At 58.4% G+C, this 20,187-nt stretch carries 16 protein-coding genes; 7 read left to right on the top strand and 9 right to left on the bottom strand.

Annotated elements, in window-relative coordinates:
- The first annotated feature begins 23 nt into the window (after positions 1–23).
- The 6 genes from FIV03_RS18175 (at position 24) to FIV03_RS18150 (ending at position 8,102) form a co-directional block, all read left to right on the top strand.
- Positions 24–788 (top strand): trypsin-like serine protease, encoded by a 765-nt coding sequence (locus FIV03_RS18175; RefSeq protein WP_209009702.1) that lies wholly within the window; start codon positions 24–26, stop codon positions 786–788.
- 166 nt (positions 789–954) lie between these two features.
- On the top strand, positions 955–1,764 hold the full coding sequence (locus FIV03_RS18170; protein ID WP_031269325.1) for an NAD kinase: 810 nt from the start codon (positions 955–957) through the stop codon (positions 1,762–1,764).
- Positions 1,765–1,908: 144 nt separating this feature from the next.
- Complete coding sequence (locus tag FIV03_RS18165; RefSeq protein WP_152510532.1) at positions 1,909–2,433, top strand: Hpt domain-containing protein; 525 nt, start codon at positions 1,909–1,911, stop codon at positions 2,431–2,433.
- 107 nt (positions 2,434–2,540) lie between these two features.
- Positions 2,541–4,295, top strand: a complete 1,755-nt coding sequence (locus FIV03_RS18160; RefSeq protein WP_209009701.1) for a caspase domain-containing protein — start codon at positions 2,541–2,543, stop codon at positions 4,293–4,295.
- Positions 4,296–4,453: 158 nt separating this feature from the next.
- A complete protein-coding gene (locus FIV03_RS18155; RefSeq protein WP_152510530.1) occupies positions 4,454–6,187 on the top strand; it encodes a caspase family protein in 1,734 nt (577 codons plus the stop codon).
- A gap of 160 nt (positions 6,188–6,347) precedes the next feature.
- The gene (locus FIV03_RS18150) at positions 6,348–8,102 is read left to right on the top strand and encodes a caspase family protein (protein WP_152510529.1); all 1,755 of its coding nucleotides are present in this window, start codon (positions 6,348–6,350) and stop codon (positions 8,100–8,102) included.
- A gap of 33 nt (positions 8,103–8,135) precedes the next feature.
- Here the strand turns inward: FIV03_RS18150 and FIV03_RS18145 are convergent, their stop codons facing one another.
- The 4 genes from FIV03_RS18145 to FIV03_RS18130 form a co-directional block, all read right to left on the bottom strand.
- Positions 8,136–9,290, bottom strand: a complete 1,155-nt coding sequence (locus tag FIV03_RS18145) for a DUF2336 domain-containing protein (protein ID WP_152510528.1) — start codon at positions 9,288–9,290, stop codon at positions 8,136–8,138.
- 164 nt (positions 9,291–9,454) lie between these two features.
- On the bottom strand, positions 9,455–10,762 hold the full coding sequence (locus FIV03_RS18140; protein ID WP_152510527.1) for a transglycosylase SLT domain-containing protein: 1,308 nt from the start codon (positions 10,760–10,762) through the stop codon (positions 9,455–9,457).
- Between the two features lie 338 nt (positions 10,763–11,100).
- Positions 11,101–11,703: a flavin reductase family protein gene (locus tag FIV03_RS18135; protein ID WP_152510526.1), complete on the bottom strand. Its 603-nt coding sequence runs from the start codon at positions 11,701–11,703 to the stop codon at positions 11,101–11,103.
- Positions 11,704–11,706: 3 nt separating this feature from the next.
- Positions 11,707–12,228: a nitroreductase gene (locus FIV03_RS18130; RefSeq protein WP_286202311.1), complete on the bottom strand. Its 522-nt coding sequence runs from the start codon at positions 12,226–12,228 to the stop codon at positions 11,707–11,709.
- Positions 12,229–12,716: 488 nt separating this feature from the next.
- Between FIV03_RS18130 and FIV03_RS18125 the strand changes: the two genes are divergently transcribed.
- Positions 12,717–13,745, top strand: a complete 1,029-nt coding sequence (locus FIV03_RS18125) for a hypothetical protein (RefSeq protein WP_152510524.1) — start codon at positions 12,717–12,719, stop codon at positions 13,743–13,745.
- A gap of 48 nt (positions 13,746–13,793) precedes the next feature.
- Here the strand turns inward: FIV03_RS18125 and FIV03_RS18120 are convergent, their stop codons facing one another.
- From FIV03_RS18120 to FIV03_RS18100, 5 genes are all read right to left on the bottom strand, one after another.
- Positions 13,794–14,642, bottom strand: coding sequence for a lysophospholipid acyltransferase family protein (locus FIV03_RS18120; protein ID WP_152510523.1), 849 nt, complete (start codon positions 14,640–14,642; stop codon positions 13,794–13,796).
- Between the two features lie 143 nt (positions 14,643–14,785).
- Positions 14,786–16,756: a threonine--tRNA ligase gene (thrS, locus tag FIV03_RS18115; RefSeq protein WP_023001097.1), complete on the bottom strand. Its 1,971-nt coding sequence runs from the start codon at positions 16,754–16,756 to the stop codon at positions 14,786–14,788.
- Between the two features lie 138 nt (positions 16,757–16,894).
- Positions 16,895–18,361, bottom strand: coding sequence for a RimK family protein (locus tag FIV03_RS18110; protein WP_152510522.1), 1,467 nt, complete (start codon positions 18,359–18,361; stop codon positions 16,895–16,897).
- Between the two features lie 4 nt (positions 18,362–18,365).
- On the bottom strand, positions 18,366–19,550 hold the full coding sequence (locus FIV03_RS18105; RefSeq protein ID WP_209009700.1) for a peptidase C39 family protein: 1,185 nt from the start codon (positions 19,548–19,550) through the stop codon (positions 18,366–18,368).
- Positions 19,551–19,697: 147 nt separating this feature from the next.
- Positions 19,698–20,150: an Lrp/AsnC family transcriptional regulator gene (locus FIV03_RS18100; RefSeq protein ID WP_152506358.1), complete on the bottom strand. Its 453-nt coding sequence runs from the start codon at positions 20,148–20,150 to the stop codon at positions 19,698–19,700.
- Positions 20,151–20,187: the final 37 nt, after the last annotated feature.

Here is a 20,187-nt window from a genome sequence, read left to right as displayed (position 1 = left end):
CTGGACGGAGTGTTCTCCGGACCATGGGCCTTGCTCTCGTCGCCCTGCTTTCGCACCAGCAGGTGTCCGCGGCCCCAATCGAGCTCAAGGTCATCGACTCGATCGATCCCCCCTGGCCGTCCATTGGACGGGTAAACGTTGCCGGCTTCAGGTCGACCACCATGTGTACCGGCACCTTGATCGCACCCGATATCGTGCTCACAGCCGCCCATTGCCTCTACAACAAGACGACCCGCAGGCCCTTTCCGATCGGAGACCTTCTGTTCATGGCCGGTGTTCGGCGGGACGAATACTCCGCCCGCCTGGAAGCTGCCTGCACCATCACCGCTGCAGGATACGAGCCACAGCAGAAACCGAGGTTACGGGACGTACACAAGGATGTCGGCATCATTTTGCTGAAGGAACCCAGCACATTACCGCCCGTTCCGGTGCTTTCGCTGGATGAGGCAACAGTTCTGACCAAGGACACACGGTTTCAATCCGCAGGTTACCGCCGCAGCCGCCGGTTTCTGCCAACCGTCGTGCCCGCGTGCAGGGTCATGGGAACAGCCGGGGACAGCTGGGTCACGGATTGCGCCTCGGAAGCCGGCGCATCGGGCGGCCCGCTCCTGGTGGAAACGCCGAACGGGCTCCGTGTTGCCGGCATCATGTCTGCCAAGATTGACGCCGTCCGCTCAGCCATCGTGCCTTTCCTGGAATGGCAGGACCTTATGGCCAACCCGACCTGCAGCGATGACAGTGCTCCGGCAGCCCCACCTCTCCGGTCATCGCTTGATACGGACAACTGACGACAATTCAGCCGACAAGCATAATCTGAACCGAAAGACAAATTTTCTCTGCACCAACGTCGGTTGCCCGGTTATGGTGCTATTCCCTGAATTCGGCCGGGAGCTGCTTCGCAACGCGTGCAGCTTTTTGGCCGGCAGACTGCCAGACGCAAAGACCCCTTGGCTCATGTACCAATCTGCGCCTCCTTCCAGTGCCGAACACTTCCGGCCGGTTTCCACCGACAAGCTCGCCTTTGTCGCCAGCGACACGGAGGAAGCACTCAAGGCTCAGGAAGACCTGTCTGCCCGCTACGGCAATGTTCCGGTGGCAGAAGCCGATGTCATTGTGGCTCTCGGCGGCGATGGCCTGATGCTGCAGACCCTTCACAAGCACATGGGCAGCAACAAACCGATTTACGGCATGAACCGTGGTTCGGTCGGCTTCCTGATGAACGAATACCGGGAAAACGACCTGAAGGACCGGCTAGCGCTGGCCGACATCACGACGATCCGGCCTTTGGAAATGACGGCCACGACCTCCGAAGGCATCCATCACGCCCTTGCCATCAACGAGGTGTCACTCCTGCGCCAGACATCGCAGGCCGCCCGTTTGCGCATCTCCGTCGATGGACGCGTCCGGCTGGAAGAACTTGTGTGCGACGGCATCATTGTCGCGACACCGGCGGGGAGCACTGCCTACAATCTATCTGCGCATGGCCCGATCCTGCCAATCACCGCACAGCTGCTCGCGCTGACCCCCATCAGCGCCTTCCGGCCACGGCGCTGGCGCGGCGCGATCCTGCCGAACGGCGCAAAGGTAGATATCGAGATACTGGATCCCGGCAAACGCCCTGTCAGCGCGTCAGCCGACCACACTGAAATCCGTCACGTCACCCATGTTGCAGTCCGGGAGGCGGCCGAAGCGGAAGGCGTGATCATGTTTGATTCCGATCACGGTTGGGACGAACGCATCCTCACTGAAATGTTCCGCTATTAGTTTCGAAACATCCTGGCGGAAACACCCTGTTAAGTATGATTGCCGATACTGCCAGCCACAGGCTCCGGCCGAATGCCCGAAGGCTTTGCCACCGAGGTGTTCTGTAGTCCGGACCGAGCGAGGATAACGAGGACATTTGCCGTCATGGCCGACACTGCCAAGGACCAGGAATATGAAATCTTGTCCCCGCCATCGGACCTGCGCAGCAAGGTGCGGGAACTGACGCCCCGCGAGGCCAAGAAATTCGATCCGGTCAAGGCGGCTGAAGCAGCACTCGAACGCTTGTCCTCCCATTTCGGAACCTGGATGAACAACGAGAGCGCGACCCTGCTTCACGCCTGGGAAGCTGTTCGCGCAGAGGGATTGAACGACGACACCCTCGCCGCCCTGTTTCAGGCTGCACACAACATCAAGGGACAGGCCCTGACACTTGGCTTTCCATTGGTTGGCGAAGTCGCCGCCAGCTTCTGTCACCTGATCGAAACCGTGCCGTCTCCCGACAAGTTGCCCCTGTCCCTCGTCGAACGCTACGTCGAAGCCATTCGCGCAATGGTCGCCGAAGGTGCAAAGGACGAAGCGAACAAGACCGGCGTCGAACTTCTGAAAACCCTGCAAGGCGTGACGGAAGAATATCTGGCGCAATTTCCGCCGAAACCTGATGACGTCTGACGGACCAGTAGACCAATTGCCAACAAGGTTTATGCCGCAACGTCAAAGAGTTGGTTGACTCAGGTTTCAAGCGCGCATAGCATTCGGGCTATTCATGGAGAATGGCCGTGAAACATTTTTTTTGTTTCTTTTTTCTTTTATTGCTGTCTTTGACTTCCGCACATGCCGAACGAAGAGTAGCTCTCGTAATAGGGAATTCCGGCTACGCGAATGTCGCGGAGCTGAAGAACCCCTACAATGATGCCAAGGGCATGTCGGACAAGCTGACGGACCTCGGATTCGATGTCGTGACTGGTCTCGACCTGAGCTTGAGGGACATGCGCCAGACCGTGCGCGAGTTCATCAAGAAGCTCGATAACGCAGACCTTGCCCTGTTCTTCTATGCCGGCCATGGCATCCAGGTGAACGGCGAGAATTATCTCGTCCCGGTCGACGCCGAACTCAGCACCCATCTCGACCTTGATTTCGAGGCCCTGCCCGCCAATCTCGTGCTCAATGCCATGGAGCAGAGCACGAAGGTCAACCTTGTCTTTCTGGATGCTTGCCGGAACAACCCGTTTACGGAAAACCTTGCCCGGTCCATGGGGACGCGCTCAAGCGCAGTCGGTCGTGGCCTTGCAAAGATCGGCTCCGGTGTCGGCTCCCTGGTGTCCTTCGCCACCCAGCCGGGCAATGTCGCGCTTGACGGCGACGGCGAGAACAGCCCGTTTACAACTGCCCTGATCAAGCATCTCGGCACGCCCGGTCAGGATATCACCCGCGACCTGGTAATGGTGCGCCGGGACGTTCTGGAAGCCACCAAGGGCCAGCAGGTTCCCTGGGACAATTCTTCGCTGACTGGCGAAGTCATTCTCAAACAGCTTGAGATGGTGCAGCCCGTCGAACCGGAAAAGCCGGCGATCAACCCGCAGATCGAACTCACCTATTGGGACTCGATCAAGTCGGGACAGAATGCGGCCTACTTCGAAACCTATCTGTCTCGCTACCCGGAAGGCCAGTTCGCCGACATCGCCCGGATCCGTCTGGACGAGATCAAGGCAAAGGCAGAAAGCGACAAGGCCGAGCAAGCGAAACCGGATGCCACGGCTGAAATCACTTATTGGCAGACAATCCAGAATTCGAACCGCCCGGAGATGTTCGAGAGTTATCTCGGCAGATACCCGAACGGGATCTATGTCGACCTTGCCCAGCTGAAAATCCAGTCTATCAAGAGCCAGGCGGAAGCGGATGCGCGCCGCAAGGCTCAGGCAGAGGCAGAAGCCCAAGCCATCGCTGCGGCAGCAGCGAATGCATCGCCTGAAAGAACGACGTCCAAGCCTGCAGACAAAATCACCGTTGCCGCCCTGACGCCTGATCAGGCGCCGTCAACGACCTCGACATCCCCGGTATCGTTGTTATCGCCTGAAGAGCTTGCAACGGCTCTCCAGACAGAACTCAACCGGGTTGGCTGTTCGGTTGGCCGTGTTGACGGCGACTGGGGCAACAGAAGCCGTCAGGCACTGAGAACCTATGGCCGCGAAGCCGGTATCGATTTGGCATCACTAGACCCGGATCCCTCGGTCCTGGAACAGCTCAAGAAATCGACCGGACGCGTCTGCCCGCTGACCTGTGGACGGAACCAGGAACTGAAGAACGGTCGCTGTGTCGCGACCAGAAAGCCTGAACCTTCCGGCAACAGCCCCAAGCCAAGCACGCAGACGAAGACAACTGACAGCTGCCCGAAAAACCCGTCTGCCTATGGAAACAAGGTAATTGGAAAATCTCATGGCCTCGGCCGCCAGACCCTTACACACCCCTGCGGCAGGAAGCTTGCATGCAGAGGTTCTAGGGCCAGCTGGGTAAAGACCTGCACCTGGCTTTAGCCGTTCGGCTGAAGTCTGATTTATGAACGTTTGAAGTTGAATTTTTCTGGTGAGCCCGCGATCAGATTTCCGATCCCGAATCGCCGGATTACCCTTCGGGGGAGCAGCCGTTTTTCGCCCGATTGCTCCCGAGATCAGGTAGCTCTGGAGAATCGATTGTGAAGCAGATCCTCGTATCCCTTTTGCTTCTTGCGTTTGCCGCAAGCGCGGCACATGCCGAACGCCGTGTCGCGCTCGTGATCGGTAATTCCGGTTATGAACATGTCACACAGCTCACCAATCCGGACAACGACGCCAAAGGCATGGCCGAAAAACTGACCAGTCTGGATTTCGAGGTCGTGACCGGTACCAACCTGTCGCTTCGGGATATGCGAAAGACAGTGCGGGAATTCATCGCCAAGCTCGAAGGTGCCGATATAGCCCTGTTCTTCTACGCAGGGCATGGCCTGCAGGTAAGTGGCGAGAACTATCTGGTGCCGATTGACGCCGAGCTGAATTCCTACGTCGATCTTGAATTCGAGGCGATGCCGGCGAACCTTGTTCTCAATGCCATGGAGCATTCCACCAAGGTCAATCTGGTGTTTCTGGATGCTTGCCGGAACAATCCGCTGGCTGAAAACCTTGCCCGGTCCATGGGCACCCGTTCCGGTTCTGTTGGCCGGGGCCTTGCCAAGATCGGCTCCGGGGTTGGCTCTCTAATTTCGTTTGCCACCCAGCCTGGCAACGTCGCGCTTGATGGCGACGGCAAGAACAGTCCCTTCACGACTGCCCTTCTAAAACATCTCGGCACGCCCGGACAGGATATCACCCGGGATCTCGTCATGGTTCGCAGGGACGTTCTGGAGGCCACCAAGGGACAGCAGGTTCCCTGGGACAATTCCTCGCTCACTGGCGAAGTGATCCTCAAACAGCTTGAGATGGTGGAGCCCATTGAACCGGAAAAGCCAGCGATCAACCCGCAGATCGAGCTGGCCTACTGGGATTCGATCAAGTCCGGGCAGAATACCGCTTACTTCGAGACCTATCTGTCTCGCTACCCGGAAGGCCAGTTTGCCGACATCGCCCGGATCCGTATCGACGAAATCAGGGCAAAGGCCGAACGTGACAAGGCCCGGCAGAACAAGCCGGATGCAACGGCTGAGATCACCTACTGGCAAACAATCCAGAATTCGACCCGGCCGGAGATGTTCGAAAGTTACATTACCCGGTATCCAAAAGGGATCTACGCCGACCTTGCGCGGTTGAAGATCGAATCGATCAAACGCCAGGCCGAAGCAGAAGTCCGCCGCAAGGCCCAGGCCTCAGCGGCCGCGCCCAACCCGGTGCCTGAAAGAACCGCTACCAAACGCGACGAGGAAATCACCGTTGCCGCGCTGACACCTGACGAAACACCGGCAGGCGTCATTCCTTCGCCAGTCACAACGCTCTCCGCTGAAGAACTGGCTACGGCTCTGCAGACTGAACTCAACCGCGTCGGCTGTTCGGTTGGCAGGGTTGATGGCGATTGGGGCAACAAGAGCCGTCGGGCACTGAGGACCTATGGACGCGAAGCGGGCATCGACCTTGCCTCACTCAACCCAAGCCCCGACATTTTGGATCAGCTCAAGAAATCAACCGGACGCGTTTGCCCGCTCACCTGTGGACGGAACCAGGAACTGAAGAACGGCCGCTGTGTCGCAACCAGAAAGCCTGAACCTTCCGGCAACGGTTCCAAGCCGAGCACCAAGTCCAAGACCGCCGACAGTTGCCCGAAAAACCCGACTATTTACGGCAACAAGATCATCGGCAGAGTGCCCGGTGTCGGACGACAGACGTTGACACACCCGTGCGGCAGGAAGCTCGCTTGCAAAGGTTCAAAGGCCAGCTGGATATTGAGCTGTAACTGGATTTAGCCACACGGTAAAACCAGATTTAAGAACGTTCAAAGTTGAAGTGTGCCGGCGAGCCGCGATCTGAACTATGATCCCGGCCTGCCGGAGTACCCTACAGCAGAGTAACCGGAATAGTTTTGCACGGCAGCTCCCGAGAGCTGGTAGGTTTGGAGAACCGCCTGTGAAGCAGATAATCGCATGCCTGTTGCTTCTTGTGTTTGCCGCAAGCGCGGCACATGCCGAACGAAGAGTAGCTCTCGTAATAGGGAATTCCGGCTACGCGAATGTCGCGGAGCTGAAGAACCCCTACAATGATGCCAAGGGCATGTCGGACAAGCTGACGGACCTCGGATTCGATGTTGTCACAGGTCTCGACCTGAGCTTGAGGGACATGCGCCAGACCGTGCGCGAGTTCATCAAGAAGCTCGATAACGCAGACCTTGCCCTGTTCTTCTATGCTGGCCATGGCATCCAGGTGAACGGCGAGAATTATCTCGTCCCGGTCGACGCCGAACTCAGCACCCATCTCGACCTTGATTTCGAGGCCCTGCCCGCAAATCTCGTACTCAATGCCATGGAGCAGAGCACGAAGGTCAACCTTGTCTTTCTGGATGCTTGCCGGAACAACCCGTTTACGGAAAACCTTGCCCGGTCCATGGGGACGCGCTCAAGCGCAGTCGGTCGTGGCCTTGCAAAGATCGGCTCCGGTGTCGGCTCCCTGGTGTCCTTCGCCACCCAGCCGGGCAATGTCGCGCTTGACGGCGATGGCGAGAACAGCCCGTTTACAACTGCCCTGATCAAGCATCTCGGCACGCCCGGTCAGGATATCACCCGCGACCTGGTAATGGTGCGCCGGGACGTTCTGGAAGCCACCAAGGGCCAGCAGGTTCCCTGGGACAATTCTTCACTGACTGGCGAAGTCATTCTCAAACAGCTTGAGATGGTGCAGCCCGTCGAACCGGAAAAGCCGGCGATCAACCCGCAAATCGAACTGGCCTACTGGGATTCCATCAAATCCGGCGAATCTATTGCCTACTTCGAAACCTACCTGACCCGATATCCCGAGGGCCAGTTCGCGGATATCGCCAAGATCCGGATCGATGAGCTCAAGAGTCGCAGCGAGGCAGAAGCTGCCCGCAACGCGAAGCCCGACACCTCCGCTGAAATCGCTTTCTGGCAATCAATTCAGAACGCCACCCGGCCGGAAATGTATGAAACCTATCTGGAGCAATATCCGGACGGGATCTACGCCAAGCTGGCAAGGCTGAATATATCGTCACTGCAACAGCAGGCGGAAGCGGCAGCTACTGCCGCCGCTGCGGCACAGGCAGCCAAGGCTGCGGATGCCTCTAACAGCACGCCCCCTGTGCAGGAGATAACCGTCTCTGCCCTGCCTCAGCAAGAAACAGTATCAACCGCGCCCGCATCGTCAGTCACACCTTCAACCAGTAGCCGGTCACTCTCGCCTGAAGAACTCGCCACAGCAATGCAAACCGAATTGAACCGTCTCGGGTGTTCGGTTGGTCGTGTTGATGGTGATTGGGGCAACCGTAGCCGGCAAGCTTTGAGGATCTTCAGCCGCGAAGCAGGTGTCGATCTTGCCTCGCTCGACCCGGACCCTTCAATTCTAGACCGCCTGAAACAATCGACAGGCCGTGTGTGCCCGCTGACATGTGGTCGAAATCAGGAATTGAAGAACGGCAAGTGCATCGCCGTTCGGCAGGAAGCCCCCTCCAAATCGAACGAGAAGTCAAACTCCACTAAGACAGTACAATCAAGTGGTGCTTGCCCCGCCAATCCGACGGCATCTTCCAGAAGGCTGGTTCATTTCAACAACCGGCAGATCACTGCGACCATTACACACCCTTGCGGTCGCCAAGTGACATGCAATCGCAACCTCAAATCAGGCACACAGCCGACTTGTTTCTGGAGGTAAGGTCGAGCTTTTGAAACGGAATCTGACAGCAGCTCAAGCAGCGGCTGTCACCTGAAGGCCGCTGTTCTTCACCAATAGCCGGGCCTCGAGACGTGCAACGTCGATGGCGAAACGGCGCAGGAACGCGGTCACGTCTTCGTCCGCCCCCAAGGCGCCGTCCTGCATTTCGGAAAGCAGTGTTTCCGTTAGCATGCGGGCTTCGTCCAACGCCAGATCATAGGTGAAGTCGGCGTCTGCCTGCCGGGCAATGTCGATGGCCAGCAGAAAGGCCTGGTGAGCCCGCAGAGGCAAACCGGCCTTGCGGAGCATCGCCTGCAGCGCCGACCGGCGAACCGTCACCAGAAGCTTGCACAGCCTCGGCAGCGGCACCTGGCCAAGGTTGGCAAGAGCGGCAGCGAAAAACCGCAAGCGCCCACAGCAGACCGCGCGCAGCAGCAACCGGGTGGTCAGCTTGCCATTGATACGAAGATGCTCGACGAATTCCGGCAGATCGTCTGCACCGGCTTCGAGAGCCAGCCGCAGCACGACCTTGTCTTCCGCGTCGCTCAGGAAAGTATGACGCTGGTTTTCCGGAACGCGCTCCAGCACGATCGGATGATCATCCAGATTCTGCGCGAGCCGCATCAGCAACTGATAGCGCGTGATCAGCGGCAGGTCCCGGGTTTTCAGAAGCTGGTCGCAGAGGTCCGGCCGGTCTTCGAATCTTTGCGCGATACGCAGAAGGGAGGATTGCAGGATGCGGGCGCTTCTGTTTACCAAAAGCTGTCTGCAGGCCTGCTCGCATCCGACCTCACAGATGGCGGCGCAGACAGAAGCCGGCAGTCCCTCGCGCGAAGCGATGGCGCATTGAACGGCATCGCTGCCTTCGGCAAGAAGATCGACCAGTTCGACATCCGTCAATATGGGAGAGTGCTTGAGAACCGGCAAAGCCACTTCGTCGACATCACTTGCGAGGCAGCGGACGACGTGACCGGGAGCGTAGGCGCTTGGCGCGAGCAGGCTCGCTATCGCCTTGCGGACGGCGCGGCTGGGATCGTCGAGAAGAATCGTCAAGGCTGCAGCCATGCTGGTCTGTTCCTGGCTGCCTGGTTCGGCTGCCAAATAACGTTCCGCGAATTCTTCCGCGGCCCGTATATCCAAGGTGCGCTCGTCAACTTCGTTCAGAGGGTGAAAGTCATGTGCGTTCATGGCGGTAAAACAATCTTCCCAAGAGTCGAGTGTGAGTCTGACATCAAAGGCTTAACGATCGGTTCACCATAATTTTGCCAGGTCCTCTGGCGAATGCCCGCCTTTCCCGATGGTGGCGGACATGAGGCTTCAGGCTTTCAGCCGGGTCTTTCAACTGCCCATGCTCAAGCCGGTGGCAGCAGGTCCTTTTGTTCCTCTTCTGCCTTCAGGCGCAGGAAACGCGTCAGGTCCAGCGGCCCGCCCTGATTAACCAGCGCCAGTTCCTGTGCCTGCACCTGATTGGAGGCTCCGGACAGAGCGCTGACAAGAGCAGCTTCTTCCACAGCGGCGAAAGCCGAAGCAAAGCGCGGGTTGACGCCTGCCTGGTTCGAAGCCGCGTCATTGCGGAACAGAGCCTCGAAAGGATTGGCTGTTTCCGTCGCCTGGAAGGCCGACAGAACCCTGTTGCTTGCATCGAAATCCTCACCGTCAACGGCTGCTTCGCGGGTATTTTGCGGCATCGGACGGTCCGGGGTCACAGACCCGACGCTTTCTTCCAGGAAAGCTGCGCTTGCCGTTGTGGTTGCCCCCTGCCCTGACGTGCGCTCAGGCAGCGGCACATCCGTCTTTGCCAATTGAAACAGTTCGCCCTGAGGCAATTGAGGGCCTGTGTTGTCAGCTCTCGCGATCTGGCCCGGGCCGGCGGGTTTCGTCCGCATTGCGAAGGCGGCTGCCGGGTCTCCTGCCAGATGATCGAAGGATTTCTGGTTGATTGTCGCAGCCCCGTCCGCAGGCTTTGCATTCGGCAGCGTCGCGACCTGCGTGAGTTCTCCCGACGTCCGCAGGTCCTTGTTGGTGCTGGCCTGCGCAATCATCGTGACGGCATCGTGCTTGGAAACGATAACCTCGTAAACCTCCTGCATCGAGCGAGCCTTGCCGTTCGAATGATAGAAGATCGGTTTGTTGGCGCGTGCCTGAGCGGAAAAAACCTTGTCGGCTCGCATGTCCGGGCTGGCACCGGCGGCATCAATCAACCTGCTTGCGCCATTGGCACCAAGAAAATGAGCCATATAGAGCTCGCCGTCGCTCGGTTCGCGCCCGATTCTGCGTTCCAGGTACTGGGAATTCTTCTGTGTGAGCGCCCCTGCCATCATGGACGAGATTTCCGGATCCTTCCGAAGGTCGAGAATCTCCCGTCGCATTTGCGGGTCGCTTACATAGAACTTTCCGCTCTTGGAGCGTTGAATCTGATCGGAGTATTTTTCAAGACCGTGTTTTGGACCAGCTTCCTTCATTGTCTCCAGCCAGGTGGATTCAATGAATTGGAACAACCCGGTGGCGCTGGATGTTCTGGCCTTTGCCGTTGGGTTGAATGACGATTCCCGCGCAGCTGTCTTCACCAGGTAGTCGAATGACGTACCCGTTGAAGTACTCGCAGACTGAAACGCAAGCTCGATCCTAGACGCGATCGAGGCGGTGTCAGCAACTCGCATGACCCTGTCTCCTCGACGGAACCAAATTATCACTTCGTTAACTTTCAGCGTTAACTTTCACGCCCAAAAGGTTAACAAAACCTTAACAACACACAGGTGGGGATCTAAGCAACTACAGGCGAGTCTTTTTTCTTTTGTGCCTGGTCAGAACTACTTATGTCGAAAGCCGGTTATGTGGACATACAAGAGGCTACCGGCCATTTCCTTTGGAAAAACGCACCAGGAAAAACATCGACTACTACATTCGAATAACGCCGTTTTCCATGAGTCGGCAAGTCACAATAAAAGGGCGCCGACTTTGCCGGCGCCCTTATCGGTCATAATCGTTCGGATAATCGTTAAACTTTGGGCCGGCCCATCTGGAACACCTCGTTCACCACGGCGTAGTCCATGTAGCCAAGCCGGGATAGCGGCTTGTAGAGCGTTACATCCACCTTCCCGTCGACAATAACACTTTCATCGATGTGGACACCGACAACCTGACCGAAAACGACGTAGCTGTCAGTGTCGTCTCCTGTCAGCGTCTTCAATCGCAGGGTTTGAAGGTGCTTGCACTCCAGCGCGGTGATGGCCTTTGCAACGCGAGGCGCTTTCACCAGCCTTGAGGCAGCCATCTCCAATCCGGCCAGATCGAACTCGGAGATCTCATGTGCAACGGAGGCGGAGGTCTGGTTCATCTCGTCCTTGAGGCCGAGGTTCGCCATGTTGCAGACGAACTCCCCTGTCGCGTCGATGTTGGAGACGCTGTCCTTGTAGCCGGTGGAAGAGAACATCACGATCGGCGGTGTATCGCAGACCGCGTTGAAGAAACTGTAGGGCGCAAGGTTGGCCTTGCCGTCCTTGTCGAGTGTGGAGATCCAGCCAATGGGCCGGGGTGCGACAATAGCCTTGAACGGGTTATGCGGCAGGCCGTGGTCGTTTTTTTCCGTTTCGTAGAACATGGGTCAGTCGGTCTCTGTCCAGGTGGATACAATATCGGCAAGGTCGGGGCGCGGACGCTCGAAAGGTGGCTGTGTCGGAGTTCCGATATGTACGAACCCCGCAAACCGCTCTCCGTCGCGCGCGCCAAGGTAACGGGCAGCATCTTCATCGAAGGCAAACCATTCGGACAACCACTGTGACGCGAAACCTGATGCAGCCGCGGCTGTCAGCAGGTTCATGCAGACGGCGCCGGCGGAAAGCTCCTGTTCCCAGACCGGAATTTTTGGATGCTCGGCCGCCTGGCTGAGAACACCGATCACCAATGGTGCACGGGTGAAGCGGGTCAGTTCCTTCTGGCGCTGCTCGCCATCGAGCGGACCGTTGAGTGCTTCATACCGGTCCGCCAGCCAGGCACCGATCGTGCGTCCCTGTTCCGGCCTGTAGAGAACGAAACGCCAGGGTGCCAGCTTGCCATGGTCGGGCACGCGCGCTGCAATGGTCAGAATGTCGTTGATCTGATCTTCGCTCGGCCCCGGGGCTGACATGGTAACGGAGGGGTGAGAGCGCCGCTGTCGCAGAAAGTCCAGAGTTGCCGGCGATCCGGCGCTGTTACTCGGCATGAAGAGATCCTGTCGGCCTGTTGCAATCGTACGATCCACCTAATTCATTGACCGTAATTGTCAACTTTGATCGCGGCGTCTTGAATTTGCCCAATTTCCGGGCGCATTAAGAGACAACGCTGCAGTGCGGTGAATCTCGGGAAAATCGTCCTTGGCCCGTGATCGGTCAGATTGCACCGAGAATTCGAAAAAACGCACTGGAAACAGAAACATAGTCGTTACCCTGCATCCGGTGCACTTGCACCAGGCAAACCGGACCGGATCTCCAAGGTCAGTTTCGGGTGACGAATGCCTCAAAAGACTGGTAAAAGTCTGCGAGTCAAAATGATAACGACGTAGGCATGGTGAATTCAGCCCCCCTCTCCGGCCAATCGGCTTTGAAGCGTGCAGTCAGATGCACTGCATTTTCGATAATGCTGAGCGCCGTCCTTTCGATGGGCCTTGCTCCTGCGACCTTGGCGCAGACATCTGACGTACCGCCGACCCCTGCGGAAAAACCGGACCCGAACGCACCGTCTGCTGTCCCTGAAGATCCCATCATCAACCTGCTCGACCGCGAGCCGGAACCCCTCTTCTCCGATACGCTTGTCCCCTATGCTCCAGCCAGGGCATCATCCCCGGGTATCAAGGGCGGCTTGCGGCAGGGCGCTCTCTACCTGATGGCAAAGCTGACGCCCGACAGCCCTCCCCTGAACGAAGGGCTCATCTGGCGGATCTATTCGGAAACGACCAATGCCGACGGGCGCCTGCAACTTGTTGCAACGTCTCAAGGTGGTGATGCCGAATTCCGGCTCGACCCGGGCACCTACCTGATTCACACCGCCTACGGCTTCTCCCAGGCAACCAACCGCATCGTCATCGGCAAGGAAGTCCAGTCGAAGATGGTGACGCTCAATGCGGGCGGCATCAAATTCGGCGCAGCTCTCAAGGATGGTGAAGACCTCGACGGGCGCGCCGTGGCCTTCGATCTTTATGGCATGGAGTTCAATCAGCGCGGCGAACGCAACCTGATTGCCAGCAACGTCAAGCCGGGCTCCATTCTCCGTCTCAGCGCCAACACCTATCATGTGGTCAGCAAATACGGCGATGTGAACGCGGTCGTCCGGGCCGATATCCAGGTGCTGCCGGGCAAGCTCACCGAAGCGACGATCTTCCACAAGGCAGCCGGCATTACGCTCAAACTGGTCAACGAACGTGGCGGCGAAGCAATTGCCAACACGACCTGGTCCGTCCTGAGCCCGGGAGGTGACGTCGTGGTAGAGGCGACTGGCGCCTTCCCTGATTTCGTGCTGGCAGAAGGCGAATATGAAGCCCTCGCCCGCAACAATGGCCGCACCTACCTGCACACATTCCAGGTGGAACCGGGTGAAGATCGGGAAGTTGAAGTGGTCACTTCCATCAGCGAACTGGCCAGCCAGCAGCAGTCCAGCATCAACAACTGACCTGCGCCGTGTTCCCGGCGACTTTACGATCTGACTGGGTAGCGACGTCTAACGCCGCCGGCCGAGCAAACGCCGGGTCCGTGTGGGTGGCGCCATCTCCATAACCTTGGTCTGCAGGAAATCCATGATCTCCTTCTGATCGCCAAATCCCGAAAGCGTTTCGAACGGGATTGCCCTGCCCGCGCGTGCGGTCATCACTGAACCGAGGATACGGCGGAACTCACGCACAAGCAGCGCGAGACGAAGGGTCAGCGAGTATTTGCTGACCAGGTGGAACAGCCAGGAATTCTGCCCGTCGAAATAAAGCGGGAGAACAGTCGCCCTTGAGGATCGGATCATTTTTGCCGTGAAGGTCTTCCAGGGCAGTTCTTCCGCACGGCCGAATGGCTTGGCAGCCGTCGCCACGCCACCACCTGGAAAAACAATGATGGTCGTGCCTTCCTGCAGCAGGCGCAGCGCCTCCTTGCGAGTGGCCATATTGGTCTTGAGCGCTTCCTTGGTTTCCTCGAAATCGACCGGCAGCGAAAACGGCCGGACTTCCGGTACCTTCAGCAACTCGTTGTTGATCAGGATCTTGAACGGGCGGCCAAGCTTTTCCGCGAGTGCCAGGATCGCAAGACCATCGCCAATGCCGTAAGGATGATTGGCGACAAGCACCAGTGGACCTTCCGGCAGATCCTTCGGCGGCCATTCGCCATCTGCAACCGAAACGTTGAGGTTGATCAGGCCGAGGAGGTCGTTCCAGATATAGTCGGACGTGCCGACCATCGTTTCCTTCCACACCTCGTAGATGTTGACCAGCTTTCGCCGGCCGGAGAGACCTTCAATGGTGCGGATGGTCCAACGCTTCAGCGGTGGATGCTCAGGATTGGCATAACTGAATTCAGCGTAGTTCACGGCAGTCGTCTTGACCCTGATGAAACGGTAGCAAATCCGGAACCCAATACCAGACACCCTGTTTCATGATTGTGACAGAACATTGCCCTGATGCCAGGGCAATGTGCAAGCTGTCAGATTTTCCCTTAATGCCAGGGAAAACCTTACTTCAGGTCTGGCGGCGTCGCTTCTTCAACGAACGCTGCAATCGCCTCGTCGAGGCCCATCGGGGTCTGGTCCTTGGAACCGAGACGGCGAACGTTCACGGTCCGCTCTTCGGCTTCACGCATGCCGCACACGATGATCACCGGCACCTTGGCCAGCGAGTGTTCGCGGACCTTGTAGTTGATCTTCTCATTGCGGAAATCGGTCTCGACCTTGAGGCCTTTCGCCTTGAGCAGATCCGCTACTTCCTGGCCGTAATCATCGGCTTCCGAAGTGATCGTTGCCACCACGATCTGCAGCGGTGCAAACCAAAGCGGGAAGTGACCGGCGAAGTTCTCGATCAGGATACCCAGGAACCGTTCCATGGACCCGCAGATCGCGCGGTGGATCATCACCGGTGTCTTCTTCTCGCCGTCCTTGTCGACGTAGAAGGCACCAAAGCGTTCCGGCAGGTTGAAGTCGACCTGCGTCGTGCCGCACTGCCATTCACGGCCGATGGCATCACGCAGGGTATACTCGAACTTCGGACCGTAGAAAGCACCCTCACCCGGCAGGATGTCGGTCTTCACCCGGCCGCCCGACTGGGCTTCGATCTGCTTCAGCACATCGGACATGATCGCTTCGGCATGATCCCATGCCTCGTCGGTGCCGACGCGCTTTTCCGGACGGGTGGACAGTTTCACCACGATCTCGTCGAAGCCGAAGTCTTCATACACCGACAGGATCAGGTCGTTGATCTTGAGACACTCATCCGCCATCTGCTCTTCGGTACAGAACACATGGGCATCGTCCTGGGTGAAGCCGCGCACGCGCATCAGACCGTGAAGTGCACCAGACGGTTCGTAGCGGTGCACCGCACCGAACTCGGCAAGGCGCATCGGCAGATCGCGGTAGCTCTTCAGCCCGTGCTTGAAGATCTGCACGTGACCGGGGCAGTTCATCGGCTTCAGCGCGAAGACACGCTCGTCCTCGGCTTCCGGATCGGCACACTGCACGGAGAACATGTTCTCCTTGTACCAGGTCCAGTGACCGGAGGTTTCCCAAAGCGACGTGTGCAGCACCTGCGGTGCGTTCACTTCCTTGTAGGTGTCCTTCAGAACCCGGCGCTTGTAGGCGATCAGGCTCTGGAACATGTCCCAGCCTTTCGGGTGCCAGAAGACAACACCCGGGCCTTCTTCCTGGAAATGGAACAGGTCCATTTCCCGGCCCAGCTTGCGGTGGTCGCGCTTTTCGGCCTCTTCCAGCATGTGAAGGTAGGCCTTGAGCTCCTTCTCGCTGTGCCACGCCGTTGCGTAGATGCGGGTCAGCATTTCGTTGTTGCTGTCGCCGCGCCAGTAGGCGCCGGCCACCTTCATCAGCTTGAAGGCATCGCCGATCTGCCGGGTGGAGACCATATGCGGACCGCGGCACAGGTCCAGCCACTGGCCCTGCTTGTAGATCTTGAGTTCCTGATCTTCCGGAATCGCATCAACGAGCTCGACCTTGTAGTCCTCGCCCTTGGCTGCGAAATAGCGCTTCGCTTCGTCGCGGCTCCACACTTCCTTGGTGAACTGTGCACCGCGGCCGATGATCTCGCGCATCTTCTTTTCGATGACCGGCAGCTCTTCCGGCGTGAACGGCCAGTCGGCGCCCGTGTCCGGGTGAACGCGCTTGAAGTCGTAGTAAAAGCCGTTTTCGATCACCGGACCGATGGTCACCTGGGTACCGGGCCACAGCTCCTGCACGGCTTCGGCCATGACATGGGCCGCATCGTGACGGATCAGTTCAAGGGCGCGCGGGTCGTCGCGGGTGACGATCTCGATCTGGTGATTGCCGCTGATCGGGTCGGTGAGATCTTTCAGTTCCCCGTCGAGAGCCATTGCCACGGCCTTTTTGGCCAGCGACTTGGAAATGCCTTCGGCGACGGCGAGACCGGTGGTGCCTGCCGCGTATTCGCGCACGGAATTGTCGGGGAAAGTAAGTTCAATCATCGGTTTTCTCCTGCTCACTCCTGCAGACAAGGCAGGTAAGCTGTTCAAAGGAAATGGAACGGGCCGGGCATACGGGATTCAAACTAATCCGGCAACCTTTTCCGAAGCATTTCCCTTGATTTGGCCGGTGGTGTTGCCCTAGCGCGCCTCCAGGCGGCGTACGAACCAGCGGATAAGCTGATCCCAGACAGCGTCCTTTTCGGCAAGATCCTCAACCCCGTGATCAAGATTGGGATTGTCGTTGATCTCGATGACCACCACCCGCTCGCCAATCACTTTCAGATCGACGCCGTAAAGACCATCACCGATAAGCCGCGCCGCCCGAACCGCGATATCGATCACTGCGGGCGGTGTTTCGGCCATGGAAACCGTCTTGAACCCGCCTTCGACGGCCTTCTTGCCGGTCTCGTGCCGCACGATCTGCCAGTGTTTCTTGGCCATCAGATACTGGCAGGCAAACAGCGGCTCTCCGTCCAGCACACCGATGCGCCAGTCGAAGTCCGTCGGGCAGTATTCCTGCGCAAGCAGGATGGCGCTTTCCTGGAAAAGCTCTTTCAGCTTTTCCTTGATGGGTTCAGCGCCCGTCACCCGGAACACGCCGCGGCTAAAGGAACCGTCGGGGATCTTCAGAACGATCGGCGAGCCGAGCTTGGCTTCCAGATCACCCGCCTCCTTCAGGGAAGACAGGACGATGGTCTTGGGCGTCGCGATGCCATGACTTGCCAGAAGCTCGGTCAGATAGACCTTGTTGGTACAGCGGATCATCGACACCGGATCGTCAATCACCGGCATGCCTTCCTGCACGGCGCGCCGGGCGAAACGGTAGGTGTGATTGTCGATGTTGGTGGTCTCGCGAATGAACAGCGCATCGTATTGCGCCAGCTTGTCGAGATCACCCTTGCCGATCGGCACGACTTCAACCCCGTGGCGCGCCGCCACCTTGGCCATGTGCTTCAGAGAGGCGATGGAGGATGGCGGCAACTCTTCCTTGGGATCGGACAGAACAGCCATGGCATACTTCATCAGTGCGCGCTGTTTCGGCGCCCGCCAGGGGCGTGTCGTATAGCTTTCCACCGCTGCCAGAAATTGCGCGCGCTCTTCCGCCACAAGGTCATTTACCGCCAGCACCCGGATCCGCTTGATGCTGCGCCATTCGCCCTCTTCCAGCAGCACCTCCAGCACTGGCGCGCGGAACCAGTCGAATAGCAGCCGCGCGAATGGCTCAAGCGCGGGGTCACCAACCTGGCCGAGATAGATCAGCAGCCGAGAGACCGCACCAGCAGCCTCCGGTGCCATCTTGCGGAGGCAGCGGTTCAGCCGGTCTTCAAGCTCCGGCAAGGCATGCTGATAGAGTTGCTTGCGGGACAGTTCGATCATCGTCTCGACAACCGGCACCACGCGGTGCTGGCGCGCTTCAGCCAGAAGCGACGCGTAATAGCCTGCCCCCTGATAAGCGTAGGAGCGCGAAAGATTGAGAATGGTCGGCTTGGCACCGGTAAACAGTTTCGGGTGCGTCAGATACTCCCGCACGGTCATGACCTTGTGCGGCGTTTCCGTGTTGGAGAGGTCTTTGAGGTTGTCGACCAGAATGACCCAGGAAGACATTGGATCAGGCGTCCTTTCGTATCAGGATTTGGGCACGTACCGCGCTGCGGCCCCAGCGGGCCATGCGGTCGAATTCGGCAAAGGGAATGGGAAGATTGGCAGCATCTGCCGGACTTTCATGGCGCTCGCGCTCAAGCCACGGGTCATGAATGATGAGGTGGCGATCGTCCGCGTCATGCACAAGCACCCAATGTGGCACTTTCTGACCGAACATGCGGTAGCCGGAAATGAGCACGATCGCGAGAGTGCCGGCTGAAATCTCGGTCGCCAGTGCTGTTGCTTCCAAGGGGTTTTCCGAACGGGCAACACCAAGCTGCGCGGCTTCCGAGCGGTAGCCTTCCTGTACCAGGGTCAGAACCTTGCGCTTTTCCGGGTTCCGAACCGAATTGAGAAACAGGAGTTCGTCGGGAAACAGCCTGACCTCGACCGAAAGCCCGCGCCGTGCAAGCGCATTGGCCAGGCCGAAGGGACCGCAGCCGCCATGACCGGAGGCCAGATAGATCGTCGTTGCCTCCCGCCAGAGGGTGAGTTCCGTCAAGGGCTCAGCCGGAACCGACCGGTCGAAATGCCGGGCCGCCATCAGTGCACAGGCCGGGCCGCAGGTGAATTCGGTTGTCTGCGAGTAATAAGGCGCGTTGCCGGTGCCCAGCACCGGACCATGGAGCAGCTTTTCCATGCGCAACGCTGCGCAGCCATCCTCGTAATAGGCCTCTACCCTGCCCAGCATCCGGTAGCCGCTACGCTGATAGAGTGCGATGGCCGCCTCGTTGTCCGCACGCACTTCAAGCCGCAGCACAATGCGATCGCTGTCGAAGGCGGCAACTTCGGACGCTTCCAGCAGCTTTGCGCCAAGCCCCTGCCCCCGGCAGGCCGGATCCACAGCAAGCGAATAGAGCCGCGCCAGCGCGGTTGCCTGGCGCAAGAGCAGCAGCGCGTACCCAACCAACCCGTCTGCGCCGATTGCGACCAAAACGCGAGCGCGAGGGCTCTCCAGAAATCGCCGGAAGCTTCGCCGGGAAATGCGATCGCCGACGAAGGCGGCGTTTTCAATGCGAAACAGCTCGGCGAGATCGCCGGGCTCGGCAGTGCGGATGAGAATATCCCCGGTTTCGGCCTGGGGCGAAGCCTTGTCCATGGTGCCTTGAAAGACCCAAAGGCCGGTGCGCCGCACCCGGTCTCCATCCAACATTGGCGACGGTCCTGAGGCAGATTCGAGACTGCACGGACCGGTCGGCGGCCTTTGCGGAATACACCGATTTGCAGGTGCTGTCTTTGAGAATTTTCGTTGCGGCAACACATTTTGCATTCAGGCCTTAACGGCCCGGAAACGCAGGACTCAAGAGGCCTTCTCAGCCACAGCCAAAGGCGGCGGACGGCGGCGGATCGGCTGGGATTTGACAATCGAGGTGCTGGTTTCCGCCTTGTCCGAAATCCGGTCCAGAATTCCGTCGAGCTGATCGATGGAAGGAATGGCAAGACGGGCGACGAAACAGTCTTCTCCCGTGACCTTGTCGCACTCGCAAAACTCGGGAATTTCCTGAATGAGTTGCTGCACAATATGCAGCTTTCCAGGCAGCGGTCGAATGCGCACGATCGCCTGCAGACTGTATCCAAGCACCTTCGGATCAATATCCACGGTAAAGCCGCGAATGACGCCGCGCTCCTGCAGACGGCGGATCCGCTCCGAAACACCGGGCGACGACAATCCCACGTGAGTGGCCAGGTCTTTCAACGACATGCGCGCGTCGTCAATCAAGGCTTCAACGATCTTGATATCCGTCTCATCCATTTTCATTTCGAAATACCAATCGGCAGATAAGCTTACA

The organism is Labrenzia sp. THAF187b, from assembly GCF_009363375.1.
In the GTDB taxonomy this organism is placed as follows: domain Bacteria; phylum Pseudomonadota; class Alphaproteobacteria; order Rhizobiales; family Stappiaceae; genus Roseibium; species Roseibium algicola.
Note: the sequence above shows the minus strand (reverse complement) of the source record. Positions and strands in the feature narration are given on the sequence as shown.